The sequence below is a fragment of the Pseudomonas pudica genome (genome assembly GCF_015680405.1).
GTDB lineage: Bacteria > Pseudomonadota > Gammaproteobacteria > Pseudomonadales > Pseudomonadaceae > Aquipseudomonas > Aquipseudomonas pudica.
Genome location: NZ_JADLJS010000002.1, coordinates 110,418 through 130,192, shown reverse-complemented (window position 1 = coordinate 130,192; position 19,775 = coordinate 110,418). Strand labels below are relative to the sequence as shown.

The following is a 19,775-nucleotide window of genomic DNA, read 5'->3' as shown; positions in this document are numbered from 1 at the left end:
GTCCAGCAGCGAAACTGGTCTGAACAGACGATGAAATCGCGCCACGATGCGTCGAGCATCGGGCGTACCCAAAACAAGAAGCGGAGCTGTGCTGTGAACCCATCCCCTCCCGTGACCTGGCGTACTCACTACGCCTTGCTGGTGCTGGCCAGCATCTATGTTTTCAACTACATCGACCGCCAGCTGATGGCGATCCTGATCGAGCCGGTCAAGCTCGAATTCGGCATATCCGACACCGGTATCGGGCTGCTTTCAGGGGTAACCTTCGCGGTGTTCTACACGGTGTTCGGCCTGCCCCTGGGGCGCCTGTCGGACCGCATCGGGCGCAAGCCGGTGATCGCCTTCAGCTGCATGGCCTGGAGCCTGATGACCATGCTCTGCGGCATGGCCGGCAGCTTCTTCACCCTGGTGCTGGCGCGTATCGGCGTGGCCATCGGCGAAGCCGGCGGCACCGCGCCGTCGGTGGCGATGGTCTCTGACCTGTACCCGCCGCAGCGGCGCTCTACTGCCTTGGCAGTGCTGATGCTGGGTTCAAGCCTGGGCGCCATCGTCGGCCTGGGCCTGGGTGGCTGGATTGCCCAGCAGCACGGCTGGCGCTATGCGTTCCTGCTGATCGGTGCGCCCGGCATCCTGCTCGGCCTGTTGCTATTGCTGACCGTGCGCGCACCAAAGCCCGTGCGCCTGCAGCAGGCCAACGCCGCACCGGCCGAAGGCTGGCTGCGCACCTTGGGCGAATTGCTGCGCATGCCGTCGTTCCCGTGGCTGGTGTTGACCGGTGGCGCAGCGGCGATCGCCGGCTATGCCATCGGCACCTGGAGCCCGAGCTTCCTGATCCGCTCCCACGGCCTGAACATGCAGCAGGCAGGCTTCCTGGTGGGAGTGATCGGGGGTAGCGGTTCGACCATCGGCACACTGGTATGTGGCATGCTCACCGACCGCCTGGCCCGGCGCGATGTCGGTTGGCAGATCGGCGTGCCGCTGCTGGGCACGCTGCTGAGCATTCCGTTTGCCCTGGCCTACTTTTTGTGGCCGCAGGGCATTGCCTTCTACATCGGCGACACGCCGGTACCCCAGGCATTTCTGTTCTACAGTGCGTTCGGTTTCTTTGGGGTGTGGTGGGCGACGCCGTGCCTGGGCGCAATCACCCATCTGTTCCCGGCCAATCGTCTGGCTCAGGCTACGGCGATCTTCGTCATGGCCATGACTTTGCTGGGCGTTGGTCTGGGGCCGTTGTTGATCGGAATGCTCAGTGACCTGTTCCTGCCACGCTTGCAGGGGGAGTCGCTGCGGTATGCCTTGGCGGCTTCGGTGGTGTTGCTGGTGTTGGCGGCAGTGTTTCTGGCGCTGGCGTTGCCACGGTATCGGGCGCAGATCAAGGGGTTGGCAAGCGGCAAGGTGGTTGGTGCGGTAGCTGTGTAGGGGCTGGAGTGCCTGCTTCTATTTATGTAGCGCCCTTGAGACCGAGCGCCGCCCGCGCGGCGCTTGATGTGTACCCCCTCTGCAAATCCCGAAACAGGCCCCAGGCAGCACTCCCGCAATCTGCCGAAAAGTCATCACACAAACAAAAGGCCTGGCAGGGTAAGCCTGCCAGGCCTTGTTCACTTGCGAGGTATCACCCCATCAACGCCCGATAGCCCGCGCCGCATCCGCGGTATACATGTCCGGCGTAAACTTGCTCTCGTTGAGAATCGGCCCCTTCTTCGCCTCGTTGGTCATGCCGTACCCGGTGTACTGCCCCGAGTTCAAGTCCATGAAGAACTGCGACCCGGCCTGCCAGCCACTCATGTCAGGATGGTAGTAGTAGTTGACCATGGCGTGTTTCCACAGCTGCCCACGGGCATCGTAGTTGTCGGCCATCACCGCGTTCCAGGTGTCCTCGTCGATGAACAGAACGCGCTTGCCGTACACATGGCGGTAGCCTTCCTTCAGGTCGGCCTCGACCACCCATACCCGGCGCAGCTCATAACGCATGAACTCGGGGTTGGGGTGGTTGGGCGTCAGCAGTTCGGCGTACTTCACCGTGCCGGCATTGGCCTTGAAGGCGTTGGCCGGGCTGTAGATCTCGCGCTTGCCCAGCAGCTTCCAGGTGTAACGCTCCGGCGCGCCGTTGAACAGGCGGTCCTCGTCCACCGTCATGGTGCCGTTGGTGCCGATCATGGGCTGGTCATAACCGTACCCCGGCATCTGCCGCACACGCCGGGTCGACGGGCTGTAGGACCACGCCTGGCGCGACGAGGTGACGAAGTTGTAAGGCTCGTGGGCAATGCTGATCACGCCATTGTCACGGGCTGGCTTGAGCGTGGTGTTGTAGCTCATCGCCTGAATCAAATCGGAGGTCTTCGGTTCCACCGTCGGCGAGTTTGCCTGCGACAGGTTGCGCGCATGGGCGCGACCCCAGCCGATGCTGCCGTTGGGCAGTACCGAGGCAAGGTCGGAAATCTTCTCCTCGGTGTAGGCACGCGCCGGCAACTGATGGTTCCACAGCACCTCCATGCCGTTCTTGGGGATCGGGAACGGCACCTGGCCCAGCCCCTCGACCCCCTGCCCATCGTTGACCAGCTGGGCGTGCAAGGCATTGTCCATCACCCGCCGGCACACATAGTCGGGGTAACGGAAGTCACGATGCCCCGGGTAGATGTTCATCTTGTAGGTGGTCGGGTACTTCTTCAGCAGCGCCTTCTGGCCGTCGGTCAGGTGCGCGGCGTACTGGTCCATGTTCTGCGCTGTGATCACCAGGATCGGCTTTTCATTGGCATAGGGGTCCACCGGCTGGCCACCGGAGAACTTCACGTGGTTCCAGCCCGGCACCTCGCCCAGGTACTTGCCGGTGTACGGCGGGATAGTGCCCTCGGCATTGCCGGCCTGCTCTGCGCCAACGCAGGTCAGGTCCTTGCCCAGGCGGGCGGCCTCCGCAGGCGGCACGGCGGCGTGGGCGCTGGTCAGCAGCCCGTTGTTGAGGGTCAGAGCGGCTGCGAGCATCACAGTTGTTGTTGTTTTCATGTACTGCCTCCTTCGCTGATAAGGCTTGTGGTATGGCTTCATTGTTCCGGTTCCAGCCGGCACGGCATCGTCCGGAGGGACTAAGATCACGCGCTGACCAGGCGCGTCTTGAGCTCGCCCTTGAGCACCTTGCCGGTGGCGTTGCGTGGCAATGGCTGGTCGACGCGGTAGACCTGGGCCGGCACCTTGTAGGCAGCCAGGCGCTCGGCGATGAACGCGCGCACCTGCTCGTCGGCCGGCAGGCTGCCCGCAATGCCGTGAATCGCCAGCGCCACCACTTCCCCATGCAGCGGGTCAGCGACCGCAAACGCTGCCGCCTCCAGCACGCCAGGCATGTCGCTGATACAGGTTTCGATCTCGGCCGCGGAAATCTTCTCGCCACCACGGTTGATCAGGTCTTTGACCCGGCCACTGATGAACAGGAAGCCCTCGTCGTCGAGGTAACCGAGGTCGCCGGTGTCGAGCCAACCCTCGCACAGGGTCTGGTGGCTGGCCTCGAGGAGGTTCCAGTAGCCCTGCATCAAGGTCGGCGAACGCAGCCAGATCAACCCTTCGCGGCCAGCCGGCAAAGGCCGCGAAGGGGCGTCGCCGATGCGCACCTCGACGATCGGCAACGGCCAGCCGGCGCTGGCCGGGCAGTAGGCGAACAGGTCACCTCCAATCGCCGCACCGATGCCGTTGCTCTCGGTCAGGCCGTAGCCACTGCCGGCGATCACCTGGGGCTTGCGCACCAGCATCTCGTTCAGCAACCCGGCCGAAGAGGCGCCACCGCCGAGGCCCAGGCCAAACAGGCTGGCGGTATCGCCGCCGTCATAGCGAGGCGAGGCCAGCAGCTGCTGCATCATCACCGGGGCGCCATTGAACTGGGTGCAGTGCTCGTCACGGATCAGGTCCAGCGCCTGCTCGGCATCCCACTTGTACATCAGCAGCAGGCGCCGACCGCCTCGCAACGCCGAGAGAAACTGCGCGTGCAGGCCGCTGACATGGAACAGCGGCACCGCCATCAGGGTGGTCGAGGCGAAGCCACTGCCGAGCATGCCCGCCACCCGCTCGGGCGAAGTCAGCGCACAGAACGCGCCCTGGAACTCCAGCGCGGTCAGCGCCTGGCAAATCGCCCCATGGCTGGACAACACGCCCTTGGCACGGCTGGTGGTGCCGGAGGTGTAAAGGATCAGCGCCGGGGCTTCAGGCGGCAGCTCCACGGCTGCCAGCGGCAGCGGTTCGGCAGCCAGCAGCTCCTCGTAGCGCAGGCAATGCGCAGGCAGCTCGGCGTCGGCGGCACGCCCGACCACGATGAAGGTGCGCCCGGCTGCTGCCAGGTCGCCCTGAAGCAAGGACAGGCGCGCATCATCGCCGATCAGCACACGCGCACCGCTGTCCTCCACACCATGCAACAGCTCATCGTGCAGGCCCCAACTGTTGAGTGGCACGCACACCGCACCGCAGCGCTGAATGGCGGCAAACGCCACCAGCCAGGCCGGCTGGTTGCGCATGGCAATCGCTACCCGCTCGCCAGGGCGCAGGCCCAAGCGGCCTGTCAGCTGGCCAGCCAGCCGGTCGACCGCGTCGAAATAGTCGGCAAAGCTCAGGCGCTGCTGCTGCCAGACGACAAATTCCTTGTCGCCGTGTACCCGTGCGGCGTCGATCACCTGCAGCAGGTTGCGCGGTGCATGGCGAAAATACCGCGGGCCACCTGCGGCTGGGGTCATCACTTCAAATGGTGCACCGGGGGCTATCAACTGTTCCCAGGCGTGCCGCCAATGGTCAATGCTCATCAGGGTTCTCCAGGCGCCGGGCTCACGCACAGGCCGCGTCGAGGGCGGAATAACGTTCGCAATGGAAGTCGCGATCACCCAGGCAGGCCTGGGCCACCCGCACCCGTTTGAGGTACAGGCCGACATCCAGTTCGTCGGTGACACCAATGCCGCCATGCATCTGCACCGCTTCGTTGGCAACCTGCAGTGCGGTATCGCCAGCCTTCCACTTGGCCAGGCTGACCAGCCGCCCGCGCTGTGGGGCGTCCAGTTGCGGGTCGTCCAGCGCGGCCAGGCCGGCCATCACCGCACTGCGCGCCAGGGCCAGCTCGGTGTACAGGTGCGCAGCGCGGTGCTGCAGCGCCTGAAACGAGCCGATCGGCACATCGAACTGGACCCGGGTCTTCAGGTATTCCACGGTGGTTTCGAACAACTGCTGCGCAGCGCCCAGCAACTCCGCCGCCAGGCACGCCCGGCCGCGGTCGAGCACTGCGTCCAGCACCTCCCAGGCTGCCCCGGGTTCCCCCAGCAGCGCTTCGCGGCTCACTCGCACCTGGTCCAGGCGCAGGCGCCCGCTGTTGCGCGAATCGATCAGGGGCAGCGCCGTGCACTGCACGCCTTGGCTGTCGGCTGGCACCAGGAACAGGCTGATGCCCTGCGCTTCGCCCGGCTGGCCGGCGGTACGCGCCGCCACCACGTAGGCATCAGCACCGACGCCATCGATGACCCAGAACTTTTCCCCGCTCAGGCGAAAACCTTCGCCCTCGGCGACCGCAGCCACGGATACGTCACTGGGGCGGTGGCGGGGCCCCTCCTCCAGCGCCAGAGCCAGGCGCCGCTTTCCCTGGATCACCGCCTGCAGCCAGTCGCTGTGCTGTTGCGCCGAACCGGCCAGGGCCAGCAGCGAGCCGGCCAGGACAACGCTGGACAGCAATGGCGTCGCCGACAGGTGCTGGCCCTTGGCTTCGAAGATCGGCCCCAGGCCCATGCACCCGAAGTCCAGCCCCCCGAGGTGCTCGGCAAACGGAATCGCACTCCAGCCCAGCGCCACGGCATCGCGCCATAGCTGGGTATCGAAGCCTTGCGCCACGCCCTGGTCACGCAAGCGCCGCTGCGCCGCAACCGGGCTGCGTGCGGCCAGAAAGTCGCGGGCACTGTCAGCCAGCAGGCGTTGTTCTTCGTTGTAACGCAGGTTCATGCCGACACTCCTTTCTTGCCGTCGGGCAAACCAAGCACACGCTTGGCGATGACGTTGAGCTGCACTTCCGATGCGCCCCCGGAAATGGTCAGGGCATAGCTGTTGAGCCAGGCGCGGGTCACGGCCAGCTCGCGCTCGCTGAAGCCCGGCGCCTGCCAGCCGAAGGCGTGGCCGCCCAGGGCGTCGAGCAGCACCTCGAACTTGTCGCGTTCCTGCTCGGTGTGCAGCAGCTTCATGATCATCATCAGGCCGCTGATGTCGTCACCGGCACGCCCCTCCTCGGCCATGCGCTGCACCGTCAGGCCGTAGGCATGCTCGTCCATGGCGCAGGCCACCGCCCGCGCCTGCAAGGCCAGCTCGCCCTGGCTGCGCGGCTGCGGCAGGTATTCGCGCAGCAGCGCCAACAGGTCGAAGTGCGACGGCAGGCTGAATTCGCCGAACTTGGACATGGCCTTGCGCTCGTGCTGCAGCAGGTACTTGCCGAGGTTCCAGCCACCATTGAGCGGGCCGATCAGCTGGCTCTTGGGTACCTTTACGCCATCGAAGAACACCTGGCAGAACGCCGACTTGCCGCTGATCAGGTCGATCGGTACCGCCTTGACCCCAGGGCTGCGCATGTCCAGCACGATCAGGCTGATACCTTCATGCTTGGGCGCCTGGCTGTCGGTGCGCACCAGCGCATACATCCAGTCGGACTTGTCGCCGTAGGAGGTCCAGATCTTGCTGCCATCGACCACGAAGTGATCGCCGGCGTCACGGGCGGCCATCTTCAGGCTGGCAAGGTCGGAGCCGGCATTGGGTTCGGAGAAACCCTGGCACCAGCGCACCTCACCACGTGCCATGGGCGGCAACAGGCTGCGCTTCTGCTCTTCGGTGCCATGGGCCAGCAACACCGGCCCGAGCATCCAGATACCCAGGTTGATCTGCGGCGGCCGGCATTTCAGGCGGCGCATCTCGCTTTCCAGTACCGCCAGCTGCTCGGCATCCAGCCCGGCACCGCCATAGGCTTCGGGCCAATCGGGGCAGAACCAGCGCTTGTCGCGCATGCGCTCGAACCACAGGCGCGCATCGTCGTTGGCGAACTGCGGCTGGCTGGCCCCCCACACCACATCGCCTTCGCCCATGGCGGTGCGCATCGATTGCGGGCAGTTGGCTTCCAGCCAGGCGCGTGTCTCGTGCCTGAATTGCTCTATCGTGCTCATCGGATGCAACCCTCGGCCCAGGCCCCGGGCACTGCCGGGGCGGGGCATTTCTTGTGGTTGTGTTGGCTGAACCGAGCGCGCTCGGCTCAGCGCTGGGTGCGCGGCATGCCCAGGCCGAACTGGGCGATCAGCTCGCGCTGGATTTCATTGGTGCCGCCGCCAAAGGTCACGGTGACCGAGGCGCGCAGCTCGTATTCAAGGTCACCGTGCAGCGCCGCTGCGGCCGAGCCGCCACGCACCACGCCATTGGCGCCGACGATGGCCGAAAGGCGGCGCAGGATCTCGATCGCCGATTCCGAGCCGTACACCTTGGTGGTCGAGCTCAACGCCACGTCCATCTGCTCGCGCTCAAGGTTGGCGGCAATGCGCAGGTTGATCAGGCGCATCGCTTCCAGGCGCGCATAGCACTCGGCCAACGAGCTGCGCACCCAGGCCTTGTCCATCGCCCGTCGGCCCTGTTCGTCGCGGGCCTTGGCCCACAGGTAGACCCGGCGGAACAGCCCGGCGACCTTGTCCGACCAGGAGCCCAGGCCCAGGCGTTCATGGTTGAGCTGCGCGGTGATCAGCTTCCAGCCGCCGTGCAGCTCGCCGACCAGCATGTCCCTGGACACCTTCACGTTGTCGTAGTAGGTAGCGGCGGTCGGGTTGCTGGTGGTCGGGATCACCGTGCTGGAGAACCCTGGCAGGCGGGTATCGAGGATCAGGATCGACACGCCCTTGTGCCGCGCCTGGCTCGGGTCCGTGCGCGCAGCCAGCCAGATGTAGTCGGCTGACTCGGCGCCCGATGTCCACAGCTTGTTGCCGTTGACCACGAAATGCTCGCCATCCAGCCGCGCGCTGGTGCGCAGCACCGCCAGGTCGCTGCCGGCATCGGGCTCGGAGTAGCCAATGGCGAACATGATTTCGCCAGCGGCGATGCCCGGCAGAAAGCGTTCCTTCTGAGCCGTGCTGCCGTGCTCCATCAGGGCGGGGCCCACCGTGCTTATGGTCACGAACGGCAGCGGTGCGCCGGCGATGTTGGCCTCTTCGAAGAAGATCAGCTGCTCGGTGGCGGCATAGCCCTGGCCGCCATGGGCCTTCGGCCAGCCCACCGCCAGCCAGCCGTCACGGCCCATCTGGCGGACGGTCTGGCGATACAGCTCGCCACCTTCCTGGCCGCGCAGTCGCTCGCGCAGCTCGGGGGTCATCAGCGCCTGGAAGTAGTCGCGCACCTGGCGGCGCAGCGCATGTTGCTCGGGGGTAAGATCGACGAACATGCTGTGCTCCTCAGGCCGCGCCCAGAATCAGGCCGCTGGTGGGCACGCCGGTACCGGCGGTGACCAGAACGTTTTCCACATCTGCCACCTGGTTGACTGCCGTGCCACGCACCTGGCGCACCGCCTCGGCGATGCCGTTCATGCCGTGGATGTAGGCCTCGCCCAGTTGCCCACCGTGGGTATTGATCGGCAGCTTGCCGCCACGGGCATGGTGCCCGGCGCGGATGAACTCCTTGGCCTCGCCACGCCGGGCAAAGCCGAACTCTTCCAGTTGTGGCAGCACGAACGGGGTGAAGTGGTCGTAGATCACCGCCGTCTGCAACGCCTCGGGGCCGAGCCCGGACTGGCGATACAGCTCCTTGGCGACCACGCCCATTTCAGGCAGGCCGGTAATGTCGTCGCGGTAGAACGAGGTCATGCTCTGCTGGCCGTGGGTGATGCCCTGGGAGCCGGCCTTGATGGTCACCGGTTTCTGCCGCAGGTCACGGGCACGCTCGGCCGAGGTGATGACCATGGCCACTGCCCCGTCGGACTCCTGGCAGCAGTCGAGCAGGTGCAACGGTTCGCAGATCCAGCGCGAGGCCTGGTGCTCTTCGAGAGTGATCGGCTTGCCGTGGAAGAACGCCTTGGGGTTGGTGGCCGCAAAGTCCCGGGCAGCCACGGCGACGCGGCCGAAGTCTTGCGAAGTGGCGCCGTAGGTGTGCATGTAGCGCTGGGCGAACATGCCGACCCAGGCGGCCGGGGTATGTAAGCCGTGGGGCATGTACCAGCCGTAGTTGGCGTTGTCGAAGATCGGCGTGGCGGCAAAGCCGTAGCTGCCGCTGCCGAAGCGGTACCAGGAACGTTCGTTCATCGCCCGGTACACCACCACCACCTTGGCCACGCCGGTCGCCACCGCCATGGCCGCATGCATCACCGGCGCGCAGGCGGCACCGCCGCCGTGGGGCACCTGGGAGAAGAACTTGACGTCCTTGCAGCCCAGCAGGCGAGCGATTTCGTACTCCGGGACCTTGTCCACCGAATAGGAGCTGAAGCCCTCCACTTCCGACGGGTCGATACCCGCGTCGCGCAAGGCCTCGAGGGTGGCTTCAAGGGCCAGGCGCAGTTCGGTGCGCCCGGAGTTCTTGGAAAACTCGGTGGCGCCCAGCCCGACAATCGCGGCACGCCCGGAAATCGAAAGGTTGTTCATGCTGCCTCCACTGGTCATGGCAGCACCAGCGCGACCGTACCGGTCACGTGGTTGCCCATGGAATTCTTGCCGCTCAGGGTCACTTCCACCGTGCGGCTCTCGGGGTCAAGGCCGGTCACGCTGCCGCTGAAGGTCATGCAGTCGCCGGGGTAGTTGGGCACGCCCAGCTTGATCTTCAGCGAGGTGAAGCGCGCCAGCGGGCCGGCCCAGCCTTCGACGAAGCGCTGCACCAGGCCATTGGTGGTGAGGATGTTCATGAATACATGGGGCGAGCCCAGTTCACGGGCGGCATCCAGGTCGTGGTGGCCGGGGAAGTAGTCGCGCGTGGCAATCGCGCCGCCGGCGATCAGCGCCACCGTGATCGGCACCTGCAGCGCTGGCAGGGTTTCGCCGGGGCGCACATCGTCAAAGCGCTTGGTGTTCTTCGAGGTCATATTTCCATCCCAGCTTGTCGTTGTCGCTCAGCCAGTCGCCGAGCCGTTCCAGGCATGCCGCCGAACCGCCCAGGGCTATGCCCAGGGCGCGGCTCCAGTACAGATAGCGATGAATCGGGTAGGTCAGGTCGACGCCAATACCGCCGTGCACGTGCTGGGCGACATGGCCGATGCGGTGGCCGGCTTCACAGGCCAGGTAGGCAGTGGCCAGGGCCTCGGACGGTGCCGGCAAGCCGGCGTCCAGCCGGTAGCACAGCTGCCAAAGGGTGCTGCGCAGGGCCTCCAGGGCGATATGCGCATCGGCCATGCTCATCTGCACTGCCTGGAAGCTGCCGATGCGCCGGTCGAACTGCTGACGCTCGCCCACATAGGCCACGGTGCGCTGTATGTGCTCGGCACTGACCCCCAGCTGCAGCGCCGCGAGGGCTGCGATGGCACGGGGCTCGATCCAGGTCAGCGCGGCGGCGGGCAATACACGGTCGGCACCGACCCGCAGGCCCTCGATGTGCAGGTCGGTGATCGCTTCACCGTGGGTCAGCAGCCCCGGCACACGGCGGATCGCCGGGTTGTCGAGCTCTAGCAGCAGCAGCCGCGGCTGGCCGTCGGCAAGCACGAGCAACAGCGCCGCGTGGGCCTGCCCACCCAGTGGCAGTGCGGCCACCCGCCCGCTCACCTGCCAGCCCTCGGCACAGGCCGTGGCCTGCAATGCGATGCCGTTCGAGGCGTGCAGGCCGTCCAGCGACAGGCTCAGCAACCGCTCGCCCGTAGCCGCGCTGGCCGCCAGCTGCGCCAGTTCACCCAGGCCGAAGGCCCCCAAGGCCGCCGCCGCCAACTGGTGCCGCCACAGCGGTACCTGGCCGAGGCTGCGCCCCTGAGCCTGCAGCACCAACATCAGCTCGGTCATGCCCAGGCCGCTGCCACCCAGTTGCTCGGGGATGGCCAGGGCGTGCAGCCCGGTTTCCTGGCACAGCGCCCAGAGTGACACCATCAGCTGCTCGCCGCTGACATCCCACTGGCGCAGGGCATCGTCATGGCAGTGGTCGCTGAACAGGCTCGCGGCCATCTGCTCGATTGCCCGCTGGTCTTCGCTCAATTGAAAGTCCATGGGCGCCCTCCTATTCAGTTACAGGCCGGAACAACGGCAGGGTCTGTTGCTCGTCGAAACGATGGAACTCGACCTGCAGGCGCTGGCCAATCTGCAATTGCTCGCGCTGCCCGCCGATCAGCCCCGCGACCAGGCGCACCCCCTCGTCCAGTTCGATGAGGCCGATCGGGTTGGGGTGGTCGAACGGTGGCACTTCGGGGTAGTGCATGACCACGAAGGAATACAGGCTGCCGCGCCCGCTCGCCTGGACGCTGTCCCACTCGAAGCTGTGGCAGTGCATGCATACGGGGGCCGGTGGGTGGCGCAAAGTGGCACAGGCGCTGCAACGCTGGATCAGCAGGCGGCCTTCGGCGCAGCCTTCCCAGAAGAACCGGGTGTCGTCGCTTACCCCTGGCAACGGGCGCTTGGCATTGGCCGGTGCGGCCTCTGGCTTGGCCACTGGTTGCGGGTTGGCCGGGCGGAACTTGAACACGCGGAACAGCAATTCGCCCACTGGCTCGTCGCCTTCGGGCTTTTCGACGAAGTGGCTCATCACCAGGGTGACGAAGAACCCGGTGCCCAGGGCGGTCGTCTTCTCGTCGCCCACCGCGTCCAGGCGAGTGGTGTAGTACAGTCGCTCACCCAACTGCACAGGGCGTGTGAAGCTCAGCTCGGAGTTCACCGCCACCACCGAGGCGTAGCCATATTCCTCGATCAGCTTGAGCACTTCGTACGGGTTCTGCTGGGTGGAGCCCGGCGGGTAGTTGTTGGCGTGCAGCCCTTCCATGGTCCACACCTGGAGCATGGCCGGCGGGGCGACGATCGCCTGGTACGGGCTGTTCTGGGCAAAGTCGGGGTCGCTGTAGAGCGGGTTGTCGACACCCATGATCTCGCACCATTGGCGGATCATCGGCGCATTCACCGCATCCCAGGCATACACCCGGCCATATTCGCGGCCCACCAGGGCGCGCACGCTGGATAGCAATTGTGGGTCAGCCAAAGTCGTCTCCTGCAACGTGAGGGCGGCGGGCCGATGCGGCCGCCGCCAGGTGGTTGATCAAGTCGGTAGGGCCTGGGCTGCGCTGAGAAACGCCGGGCGTTCGCCACCGCCGTGCAGCAGCAGGTTGCAACCGCTGGCATAGCTGGCCAGGGGTGAGGCTATGTACAGGCAGGCATTGGCGATGTCGCAGGCAGAGGCCATGCGCCCGGCGGGTATGCCGGCGCTGACGGCAGCGATGCCGTGCTCGCTGCCGTAATGCAGGTGGGCCTGGTCGGTCAGCACCAGGCCGGGGCTCACCGCGACCACACGTACTTTCGGCGCCCACTCCACGGCCAGCGATTGCACCAGTGCGAGCACCCCGGCCTTGGCCGCGCCATAGGCGGCGGTGCCAGGCGAGGCACGCAAGGCGCTGATGCTGCCGATGAAGACGATGCAGCCGCCCTGCGCCTGCGCCTGCATCAGGCGGTTGGCATGTTGAGCGGCGTTGAGCGGTGCGATCAGGTTGAGCCGCAGCACGCCCTCGTGAAAGCGTGGCGAGGCGGTGGCAGCCACGGCCGACGGGCTGCCACCGGCATTGTTGACCAGTACATCGAGGCGGCCAAAGTCGCGTTCGATGGTGTCGAACAGCGCCTGCAGCGACTCGCCATCGCGCACGTCGGCGGCGATGAACACCGCGCTGCGGCCCCGGGCGCTGGGCAGTTGCTCCGGCTGGCTGCGGGCGCAGACGATCACCTGCGCCCCGGCCGCGAGAAAACCTTCGGCAATACCCGCGCCGATCCCTTTGCTACCGCCGGTGACGAGCACCACCTTGCCGCTGTAATCAAACACCATAGCCTGTTCCTCGTTCTGCCATGGCAACCGACTCTAGAGGCTCGATGACGGTCGTACTTCGTCTGAACGGACGATGAATGGCCAGAGGTGCGGGGCAACACTGGCGGGCATTGCACCCTGTACATGAGGAACACCATGCCTGATTCAGCTGCTCCACCGGTCCTGCTCGAACGCCCGCTGGCTGGCGTTGCGCTGCTGCGGCTGAACCGCCCGCACGCCACCAATGCCCTGAGCCTGGAGCTGCAAGCGCTGTTGTCGCAGCACTTTGCCGAGCTGGGCGCAGACCCGCAGGTACGCTGCATCCTGTTGACCGGTGGCGACAACGTGTTCGCCGCCGGCGGCGATATCGGCAGCATGGCCGGGGTCGGCCCGATCGATATCTACCAGCGCCACACCGAGCGAGTCTGGGCGCCGATCCAGCACTGCCCGAAACCGGTGATAGCTGCGGTCTGCGGTTACGCCTATGGCGGCGGCTGCGAGCTGGCGATGCTCGCCGACCTGATCGTCGCCGGGCGCAATGCGCGCTTCTGTCAGCCGGAGATCCGCATCGGCATCATGCCTGGCATCGGCGGCACCCAGCGGCTGGTGCGCGCAGTGGGCAAGGCCAAGGCCATGCGCATGGCCCTGACCGGGCAGCCGATCAGTGCCGAAGAGGCCTGGGTGGCGGGGTTGGTCAGCGACCTGGTCGAGGACGACCAGGTGCAGGCCCGCGCGCTGGAGCTGGCGCGGGTGATTGCGGGGATGCCGGCGCTGGCGGCCGAGCAGATCAAGGAGGTGATCCTGGCGGGGATGGATGCGCCCCTGGACGCGGCCTTGGCGCTGGAGCGCAAGGCCAATGCGTTGTTGTTTGCATCGAGGGACCAGAAGGAAGGGATGCAAGCGTTTATCGAGAAGCGCCCGGCGCGTTTTGAGGGGTGGTGATCTACGGGCTTTCCATTGGGCATTCAGATCGACATCACCAACTGCCCACTGTCGATCCGCAGCTCCACCCCATTTACCGCCCGCGCCTCATCACTGGCCAGGTACAACACGCTGGCCGCCACATCTTCGGGTAGGCACATGCGGTTCATGGGGTCGCTGTCGATGGTCAACCGCGCCGGGTCGACACCGTCGGGAAAGCCGCCACGGGTCATGTCGGTCAGCACACCATCCGGGTGCAACGAATTGCAGCGAATGCGGTAACGCCGCCGCCGGCAGAACGCCGCCACCGAGCGGGTCAACGCCGCCACCGCGCCTTTCGAAGCGCTGTAGGCCAGGTAATCATCACGCCCGGCCAGGGCCGCCACCGACGACAGGTTGATGATCGAACCGCCCTGCGCCTTCATCAACGCGATACCGGCACGGCAACCCAGGAACACACTGGCGGCATTGACCCGCATCAGCCGCTCCCAATCGCGCAGTTCGGTGTCCTCAATGTTGCCGGGCTGCAGCATGCCGGCGTTGTTGAGCAGGATGTCCAGCCGGCCATGGCGTTCGGCGACGACCGCCATCACCTGCTGCCACTGCGCTTCATCACTCGCATCATGGACGATGAAGCTGGCCGCCGAGCCCAAACTTTCAACCAGGGCCAGCCCGACCCGTTCGTCAATATCGCTGACCAGCACTTGGGCGCCCTGCGCCACCAGCAGGCGTGCGCTCGCCGCGCCGATACCCTTGGCGCCCCCGGTGATCAGCGCGACCTTGCCTGCTACCCGCCCGTTACCCTGGTTCATGACCCTACCTCGCAGTCCGTGTTCAGGCGCGCCCCATGCACCACTGCGGCACCGGCACGACGCCCGGAAAACACACAGTCGGCCAGGGACAGGCCACTTATATAAAGATGAGAAGGAATGCCCAGCGCCGTACGCCCAGCCGCGAACAAGCCGCCAATCGCCTGGCCGTCACAGTCCACTACGGCGCCGCTGCCCTCGTCCACGCGCAGGCCACCGAGGGTCAACGCCCCCAGCGGGAAGATCGGGTTACCAACCGATATATCGCAGGCATAGAACGGCCCCTGCTCCAGTACCTGGCGCCCGGCCGCCGACTTGCCGAACGGGTCCGGCGCCTGGCCTCGGGCCGCGGCATTGTTGGCCAGCAACGCCTGGCGCAGGCTTTGCGCCCCCATGCCGGTGGCTTGCGCCAACTGCTGCAGGCTCTTGCCCTTGCGGGCGCCCAACAGCATCAACACCAGCGCAGGTAACGCCTGGAACCACCAATAGCCGCCAAACAGCGCCTCGCGCAGGGCCTGCTTGCGCAACGGCGCATCAAGCACCAGCCAGGCCTGCCCGCCCTGCTCTTCCATCAATGGCTGGCCGAGGGTGGCGCCATACACCTCTTCGTTGCAGAAGCGCTCGCCAGCGCGATTGACCACGATGCCTTTGTGCCAGCTGTACGGCGGGTTGATGAAGCGCCACGCCGATACCCGCTGCAGGCGGTCGCTGGCTGCACCGACGCTGAGACCCAGGCGCAGGCCGCTGCCATCGCAGCCGGTAGCGCCGACCTTGAAATTGCGGCGGAACGCCGGTGCGTGGGCCTTGATCAGCTCGCGGTTGAAGATGAAGCCGCCAGTGCTCAGGACCACCCCGTGCACCGCCCGCACCAGCCAGGGCCGGGCGTGCTTGTGTTCGAGCGCGCTCAATCGACGGCGCAAGCGTTCGCAGTAGCCTGGCATGAAGTTCTGCAGGCGTTCGGCGCGGGCCGCCAGCCGCGCATGCTTGCACGCCACCTGGCTGCCCGGCGGCAGGCGCCACAGCTCGGCACCGATCACCCGCCCCTGCCCGTCGAGCACCAGGCGTCGGGCGGCCGACTGCGGCAACGGCCGCACGCCGGCGCGCAGGCAGGCCGCCTGCAAGTGGCTGTACAGCACCGCGCCGCACTGGCCCTTGCCGACCGTGCGGTGGCCACGCGGCGCCGCTGCCCGCTGGCCGGTATAGGCCGGCACCAGTTCATTGCCCGAGTAGTAGAGAAAGGCGCCGTCAGGTGGGTACGACGTCTTGCCGCCAGGTGGCATTTGATGGGCGAACGGCACGCCGTGGCTTTCCAGCCATTGCAGGTTGGCGACGCTGTCGCGACAGAAGCGCCACAGCGTTTCGTCACTGACCACGCCCTGGGTTTCATGCCGCAGGTAGTCGAACATCGCCTCGGGGCTGTCGTCGAAACCCGCCGCCTGCTGGTGCCGGGTACCACCGCCGGCGTATACCACGCCACCACTGCGGGCGCTGGCACCGCCGCCGGTAAAGCGGTCGGCGACCAGCACATCGGCACCCTCGGCACGCGCCTGCAGCGCTGCACAAGCCCCGGCGGCGCCCCAGCCGATCACCAGCACATCGCACTGCGCCTGCCACTGCAGGTCCGCCGCGTCGGCCACCTGCAACGGTTCGAGGATCGCGGTGACTGCGCTGTTCATGCCACCTCCCGGCGCTTGGCCGCCAGGTGGTTGGCGGCCACGTAGGCGAAGGTCATGGCCGGACCCAGGGTGCCGCCGGCACCGGGGTAGCTGGTGCCCATCACCGAGGCCGAGCAGTTGCCGATGGCATACAGGCCGGCGATCACCGAGCCGTCTTCACGCAGCACCTGGGCCTGGGCATTGGTCAGCAGGCCGCCCTTGGTGCCGATGTCGCCGGCATCCAGGCGCATGGCGTAGTACGGCCCCTTGCGCAGCGGCGCCAGACACGGGTTGGGCTTGATGTTGCAGTCGCCGTAGTAACGGTCGAACACATTGCCGCCGCGGCCGAAGTCAAGATCGACACCTGTGCGGGCATAGTCGTTGACCTTGGCCACGGTGCTGGCCAGGCCCTGCGCATCGACGCCGATCTTTCCGGCCAGGGCCTCCAGGCTGTCGGCCTTCCAGTACAGGGTGTCGCTCCACTCCGGGCGCAGGCGGCTGTCGGGCATGACCTGGGCCGGCATCAGCGGGCCCATGGCGTAGTTGAAACGGAAGTGCCCGTCGAAGATCACCCAGGCCGGTACCGAGCCACCGCCGGTGCGGGCGTTGTCGCGGTGCATGGCGTCGACGAATTCCAGGTACGGTGCGGCCTCGTTGACAAAGCGCCGGCCCTCGCCATTGACCACTATGGCACCAGGGAAGGCGCGTTCGGCGAAAATACCCCGCGGTTTGTCTTCGCCAGGCACGGCAATGGTCGGTGCCCACCAGGCCCAGTCCATCAGCGCGGTGGCTGCGCCCTGGGCCAGGCCGGCCTGCAGGGCGGCGCCGGTGTTGTTGCCCGGTGGCGTCGCACTCCAGGCCATGCGCGTCGGCTTGGGCAGGTACTGTTCACGCAAGGCCTGGTTCTGCTCGAAGCCGCCAGACGCCAGAATCACGCCGTGACGGGCCTGCAATGCGAGCTCACGGCCCTCACGGTAGATGCGCACACCACTGACCCGGCCCTGCTCCATGATCAGTTCACGGAAATCGCTGTTCAGCCACAGCGGCACATCGCGATCCATCAGCGAGCGGCGTAGCGAACACACCAGCGAGCTGCCCAGCGCCGCGCGGCGGTCGAAGCGGCTTCTGCGGCGCCACTTGAAATCGAGCTTGTAGCGCAGCATCAGCCGCAGAATCAGCAGGCGCCAGCCAAAACCCCGGGCCATGGCCTTGTGCGCATCCCGTGCAGTCCAGGCGATACGGCCCATCAGCAGGGTCGAAGGTGACGGCTTGCGCAGGTTGTCGAGCTCGGCGCCGAGCAGGCTGCTGTCGAACAGCTCCGGGTCAAGGGTACGCCCGCCGGGCAAGGCACCGGGCAGATGCGGGTAGTAATCCGGATACTTTGCCGCCACCGCATAGCGCACGCGGCTGCAGCGGGTTAGCGCCTCGATCATCTTCGGCGCATTGTCCAGGTAGGCCTGCAGGCGGGCCGGGTCGACCTGGTCACCGGCGGCGGCATCGAGGTAGCGGCGCGCCTGCTCCATGCTGTCGTTACCACCCAGGCGGGCGAAGTAGTGGTTGTTGGGGATCCAGATGCCGCCCCCGGAGATGGCCGAGGTGCCGCCGAACTTGTCGCTCTTTTCCAGAACCAGCACGCTGAAGCCCTGGTCGGCGAGGAACACCGCCGAGGTCATCGCGCCGGCCCCCGAGCCGACCACTATCACGTCGTACTGGGTTTGAGACTGATCTTGAGCCGTCATTGTTGTTGTGCCATTCGCTAAGGTCAGGGAGAAGCCGCCAGCACCCTCGCGGTGCGGCTGGCGGCGTGCATCCCATGATCGGCGCTGGCCGACGGACACTCATCGTCAAAGCGGACTAGGCAGTTACAGCTGCGCCCGGCGCCCGGCCCAAGGGCGGTCCTGTTCCAGCTGGCTGGCCAGGCGCAGCAGTACGTCTTCGCCACCCAGCCGGGCGGTAAACAGCATCCCCACCGGCAAGCCGCTGTCGCTCTGCCCCAGTGGCAGCGAGAGCGATGGCTGGCCACTGACGTTGGCCAGCACGGTGAAGCCGGCGCTGCCCATCGCCCGGTGAGCGTAGCTGTCCCATGACTGGTCGAGGCTGAGCTGGCCCAGGGCCGGGGTGAGGTTGGCGGTGACCGGCGAGAGGATCACATCGAAGCGGCTGAACGGCTGCTCCATCGCCGCGCCGATGCGCTCGAAGCTCTGCCGGGCACGGTACATCGCCTCGCCGTTGGTGGCACGGGCCCGTTCCAGCACCACCCGGGTGATCTGCTCCAGGTCGCCCGGCCCTGCCGCACGGCCCAGCGCCTGCTCGCGCTCGTGCACCAGGCTCGACAGCGCCGTGCCGATCACGGTGCCATGGGCACCGAACAGCTCGCGCGGGTCTACGGCCAGCTGCAACTCTTCGAGCTCATGGCCCAGGCCCTGCAACTGCTTGATGGCCTGCTCCAGGGTGGTGGCCACTGCAGCGTCGAGGGGGGCGCCGGTCAACGACTGGCGCACCACGGCCACGCGCAACTTGCCCGGCGCACGCTGCAACTCATCCACGTAGGGGCGCTGCAGCGGTGCGCTCCAGTAGGCGCTGCCGGCTTCGTGGCCCTGCCCGGCGTCGAGGAACAGTGCGGTGTCACGCAACGTGCGCGACACCACATTGCCGACGCTGGCACCGAACCAACCCTCGAAGTGCAGCGGGCCACTGGGTGTACGGTAACGGCTGGGCTTGAGCCCGACCAGGCCGCAGTACGACGCCGGGATGCGGATCGAGCCGCCGCCGTCGGTGGCATGTGCCACCGGGACGATGCCGGCGGCCACCGCCGCAGCGGCGCCACCAGAGGAGCCACCAGCGCTCATGGCCAGGTTCCACGGGTTGTGGGTCTGGCCCCAGAGCAGCGATTCGGTGGTGGTGGTGAGGCCGAATTCCGGGCACGTGGTCTTGCCGAACGGCACCGCGCCGGCGTGCTCATAGCGGGCGATCAGTGTACTGGTGACGCTGGCCGGCGGCGCATCGCGGAACAGCCGGCAGCCATGGGTGGTCGGCGTGCCTTGCAGGTAGGTGTTGAGGTCCTTGAGCAGCAGCGGCACCCCGGCCAGCGCGCCCTTGGCGCTGTCACCGGCCGCACGCCGGCGGGCCAGCAAAGCCCGTGCGTAGGCCTCGTGCAGCATGTTCACGGCGCCGACCCTGGGGTTGACGGCGGCATGCCGGGCCAGCGCGGCGGCCAGCAGCTCTTCACCACTGAGGCTGCCGGCGCGCACCGCCTCGGCCATGGCCCAGGCGTCCAGGCCTTGGTAGTCGGTAGCCGAAAGGCCGGTGGTCGCCGCATCGGCAAAGCGCCCCAGCAGGCCGGCGCCCAGGCCGACGGCGCCGGCCTTGAGTACGCTACGGCGCGACCAGCTGGTGCCAGGGGTTGGGTGTGGATCTTGGATCTGGTTACTCATGGCGTCCTGTTCTTCATTGTTGTGAGTAC

16 protein-coding genes are annotated in these 19,775 nt (G+C 66.8%); 2 read left to right on the top strand and 14 right to left on the bottom strand.

Annotation, left to right across the window (positions count from 1 at the left end; genetic code table 11):
• Positions 1–93 precede the first annotated feature (93 nt).
• On the top strand, positions 94–1,419 hold the full coding sequence (locus IRZ77_RS02210; protein ID WP_108481101.1) for a spinster family MFS transporter: 1,326 nt from the start codon (positions 94–96) through the stop codon (positions 1,417–1,419).
• 201 nt (positions 1,420–1,620) lie between these two features.
• On the opposite strand, the gene IRZ77_RS02205 is transcribed toward IRZ77_RS02210, so the two are convergent.
• The 10 genes from IRZ77_RS02205 to IRZ77_RS02160 form a co-directional block, all read right to left on the bottom strand.
• Positions 1,621–2,979, bottom strand: a complete 1,359-nt coding sequence (locus IRZ77_RS02205; protein ID WP_108481043.1) for a DUF1329 domain-containing protein — start codon at positions 2,977–2,979, stop codon at positions 1,621–1,623.
• Positions 2,980–3,086: 107 nt separating this feature from the next.
• Positions 3,087–4,775, bottom strand: a complete 1,689-nt coding sequence (locus IRZ77_RS02200) for a class I adenylate-forming enzyme family protein (RefSeq protein ID WP_196172789.1) — start codon at positions 4,773–4,775, stop codon at positions 3,087–3,089.
• Between the two features lie 22 nt (positions 4,776–4,797).
• Positions 4,798–5,952: an acyl-CoA dehydrogenase family protein gene (locus IRZ77_RS02195; protein ID WP_196172788.1), complete on the bottom strand. Its 1,155-nt coding sequence runs from the start codon at positions 5,950–5,952 to the stop codon at positions 4,798–4,800.
• A complete protein-coding gene (locus IRZ77_RS02190) occupies positions 5,949–7,154 on the bottom strand; it encodes an acyl-CoA dehydrogenase family protein (RefSeq protein ID WP_108481046.1) in 1,206 nt (401 codons plus the stop codon). The genes IRZ77_RS02195 and IRZ77_RS02190 overlap by 4 nt, the downstream gene beginning before the upstream one ends.
• An 86-nt stretch (positions 7,155–7,240) precedes the next feature.
• On the bottom strand, positions 7,241–8,410 hold the full coding sequence (locus IRZ77_RS02185) for an acyl-CoA dehydrogenase family protein (RefSeq protein WP_108481047.1): 1,170 nt from the start codon (positions 8,408–8,410) through the stop codon (positions 7,241–7,243).
• A gap of 10 nt (positions 8,411–8,420) precedes the next feature.
• Positions 8,421–9,599: a lipid-transfer protein gene (locus tag IRZ77_RS02180; protein ID WP_196172787.1), complete on the bottom strand. Its 1,179-nt coding sequence runs from the start codon at positions 9,597–9,599 to the stop codon at positions 8,421–8,423.
• Between the two features lie 14 nt (positions 9,600–9,613).
• Positions 9,614–10,033: a MaoC family dehydratase gene (locus tag IRZ77_RS02175; protein WP_108481049.1), complete on the bottom strand. Its 420-nt coding sequence runs from the start codon at positions 10,031–10,033 to the stop codon at positions 9,614–9,616.
• Complete coding sequence (locus tag IRZ77_RS02170; protein WP_108481050.1) at positions 10,005–11,138, bottom strand: acyl-CoA dehydrogenase family protein; 1,134 nt, start codon at positions 11,136–11,138, stop codon at positions 10,005–10,007. Before IRZ77_RS02170 ends, IRZ77_RS02175 begins: the two co-directional genes overlap by 29 nt.
• A gap of 10 nt (positions 11,139–11,148) precedes the next feature.
• Positions 11,149–12,117, bottom strand: a complete 969-nt coding sequence (locus tag IRZ77_RS02165) for an OB-fold domain-containing protein (RefSeq protein ID WP_108481051.1) — start codon at positions 12,115–12,117, stop codon at positions 11,149–11,151.
• A gap of 57 nt (positions 12,118–12,174) precedes the next feature.
• The gene (locus IRZ77_RS02160) at positions 12,175–12,948 is read right to left on the bottom strand and encodes an SDR family oxidoreductase (RefSeq protein ID WP_108481052.1); all 774 of its coding nucleotides are present in this window, start codon (positions 12,946–12,948) and stop codon (positions 12,175–12,177) included.
• Between the two features lie 135 nt (positions 12,949–13,083).
• Between IRZ77_RS02160 and IRZ77_RS02155 the strand changes: the two genes are divergently transcribed.
• On the top strand, positions 13,084–13,869 hold the full coding sequence (locus IRZ77_RS02155; protein ID WP_108481053.1) for an enoyl-CoA hydratase: 786 nt from the start codon (positions 13,084–13,086) through the stop codon (positions 13,867–13,869).
• 23 nt (positions 13,870–13,892) lie between these two features.
• Here IRZ77_RS02155 and IRZ77_RS02150 read toward each other — a convergent pair whose 3' ends face one another.
• The 4 genes from IRZ77_RS02150 to IRZ77_RS02135 form a co-directional block, all read right to left on the bottom strand.
• Complete coding sequence (locus tag IRZ77_RS02150) at positions 13,893–14,660, bottom strand: SDR family oxidoreductase (RefSeq protein ID WP_196172786.1); 768 nt, start codon at positions 14,658–14,660, stop codon at positions 13,893–13,895.
• A complete protein-coding gene (locus tag IRZ77_RS02145) occupies positions 14,657–16,333 on the bottom strand; it encodes an FAD-binding protein (RefSeq protein WP_108481055.1) in 1,677 nt (558 codons plus the stop codon). Before IRZ77_RS02145 ends, IRZ77_RS02150 begins: the two co-directional genes overlap by 4 nt.
• On the bottom strand, positions 16,330–18,051 hold the full coding sequence (locus tag IRZ77_RS02140) for an FAD-binding protein (RefSeq protein ID WP_196172785.1): 1,722 nt from the start codon (positions 18,049–18,051) through the stop codon (positions 16,330–16,332). The genes IRZ77_RS02145 and IRZ77_RS02140 overlap by 4 nt, the downstream gene beginning before the upstream one ends.
• A 123-nt stretch (positions 18,052–18,174) precedes the next feature.
• Positions 18,175–19,746: an amidase gene (locus tag IRZ77_RS02135; protein ID WP_230384990.1), complete on the bottom strand. Its 1,572-nt coding sequence runs from the start codon at positions 19,744–19,746 to the stop codon at positions 18,175–18,177.
• Positions 19,747–19,775: the final 29 nt, after the last annotated feature.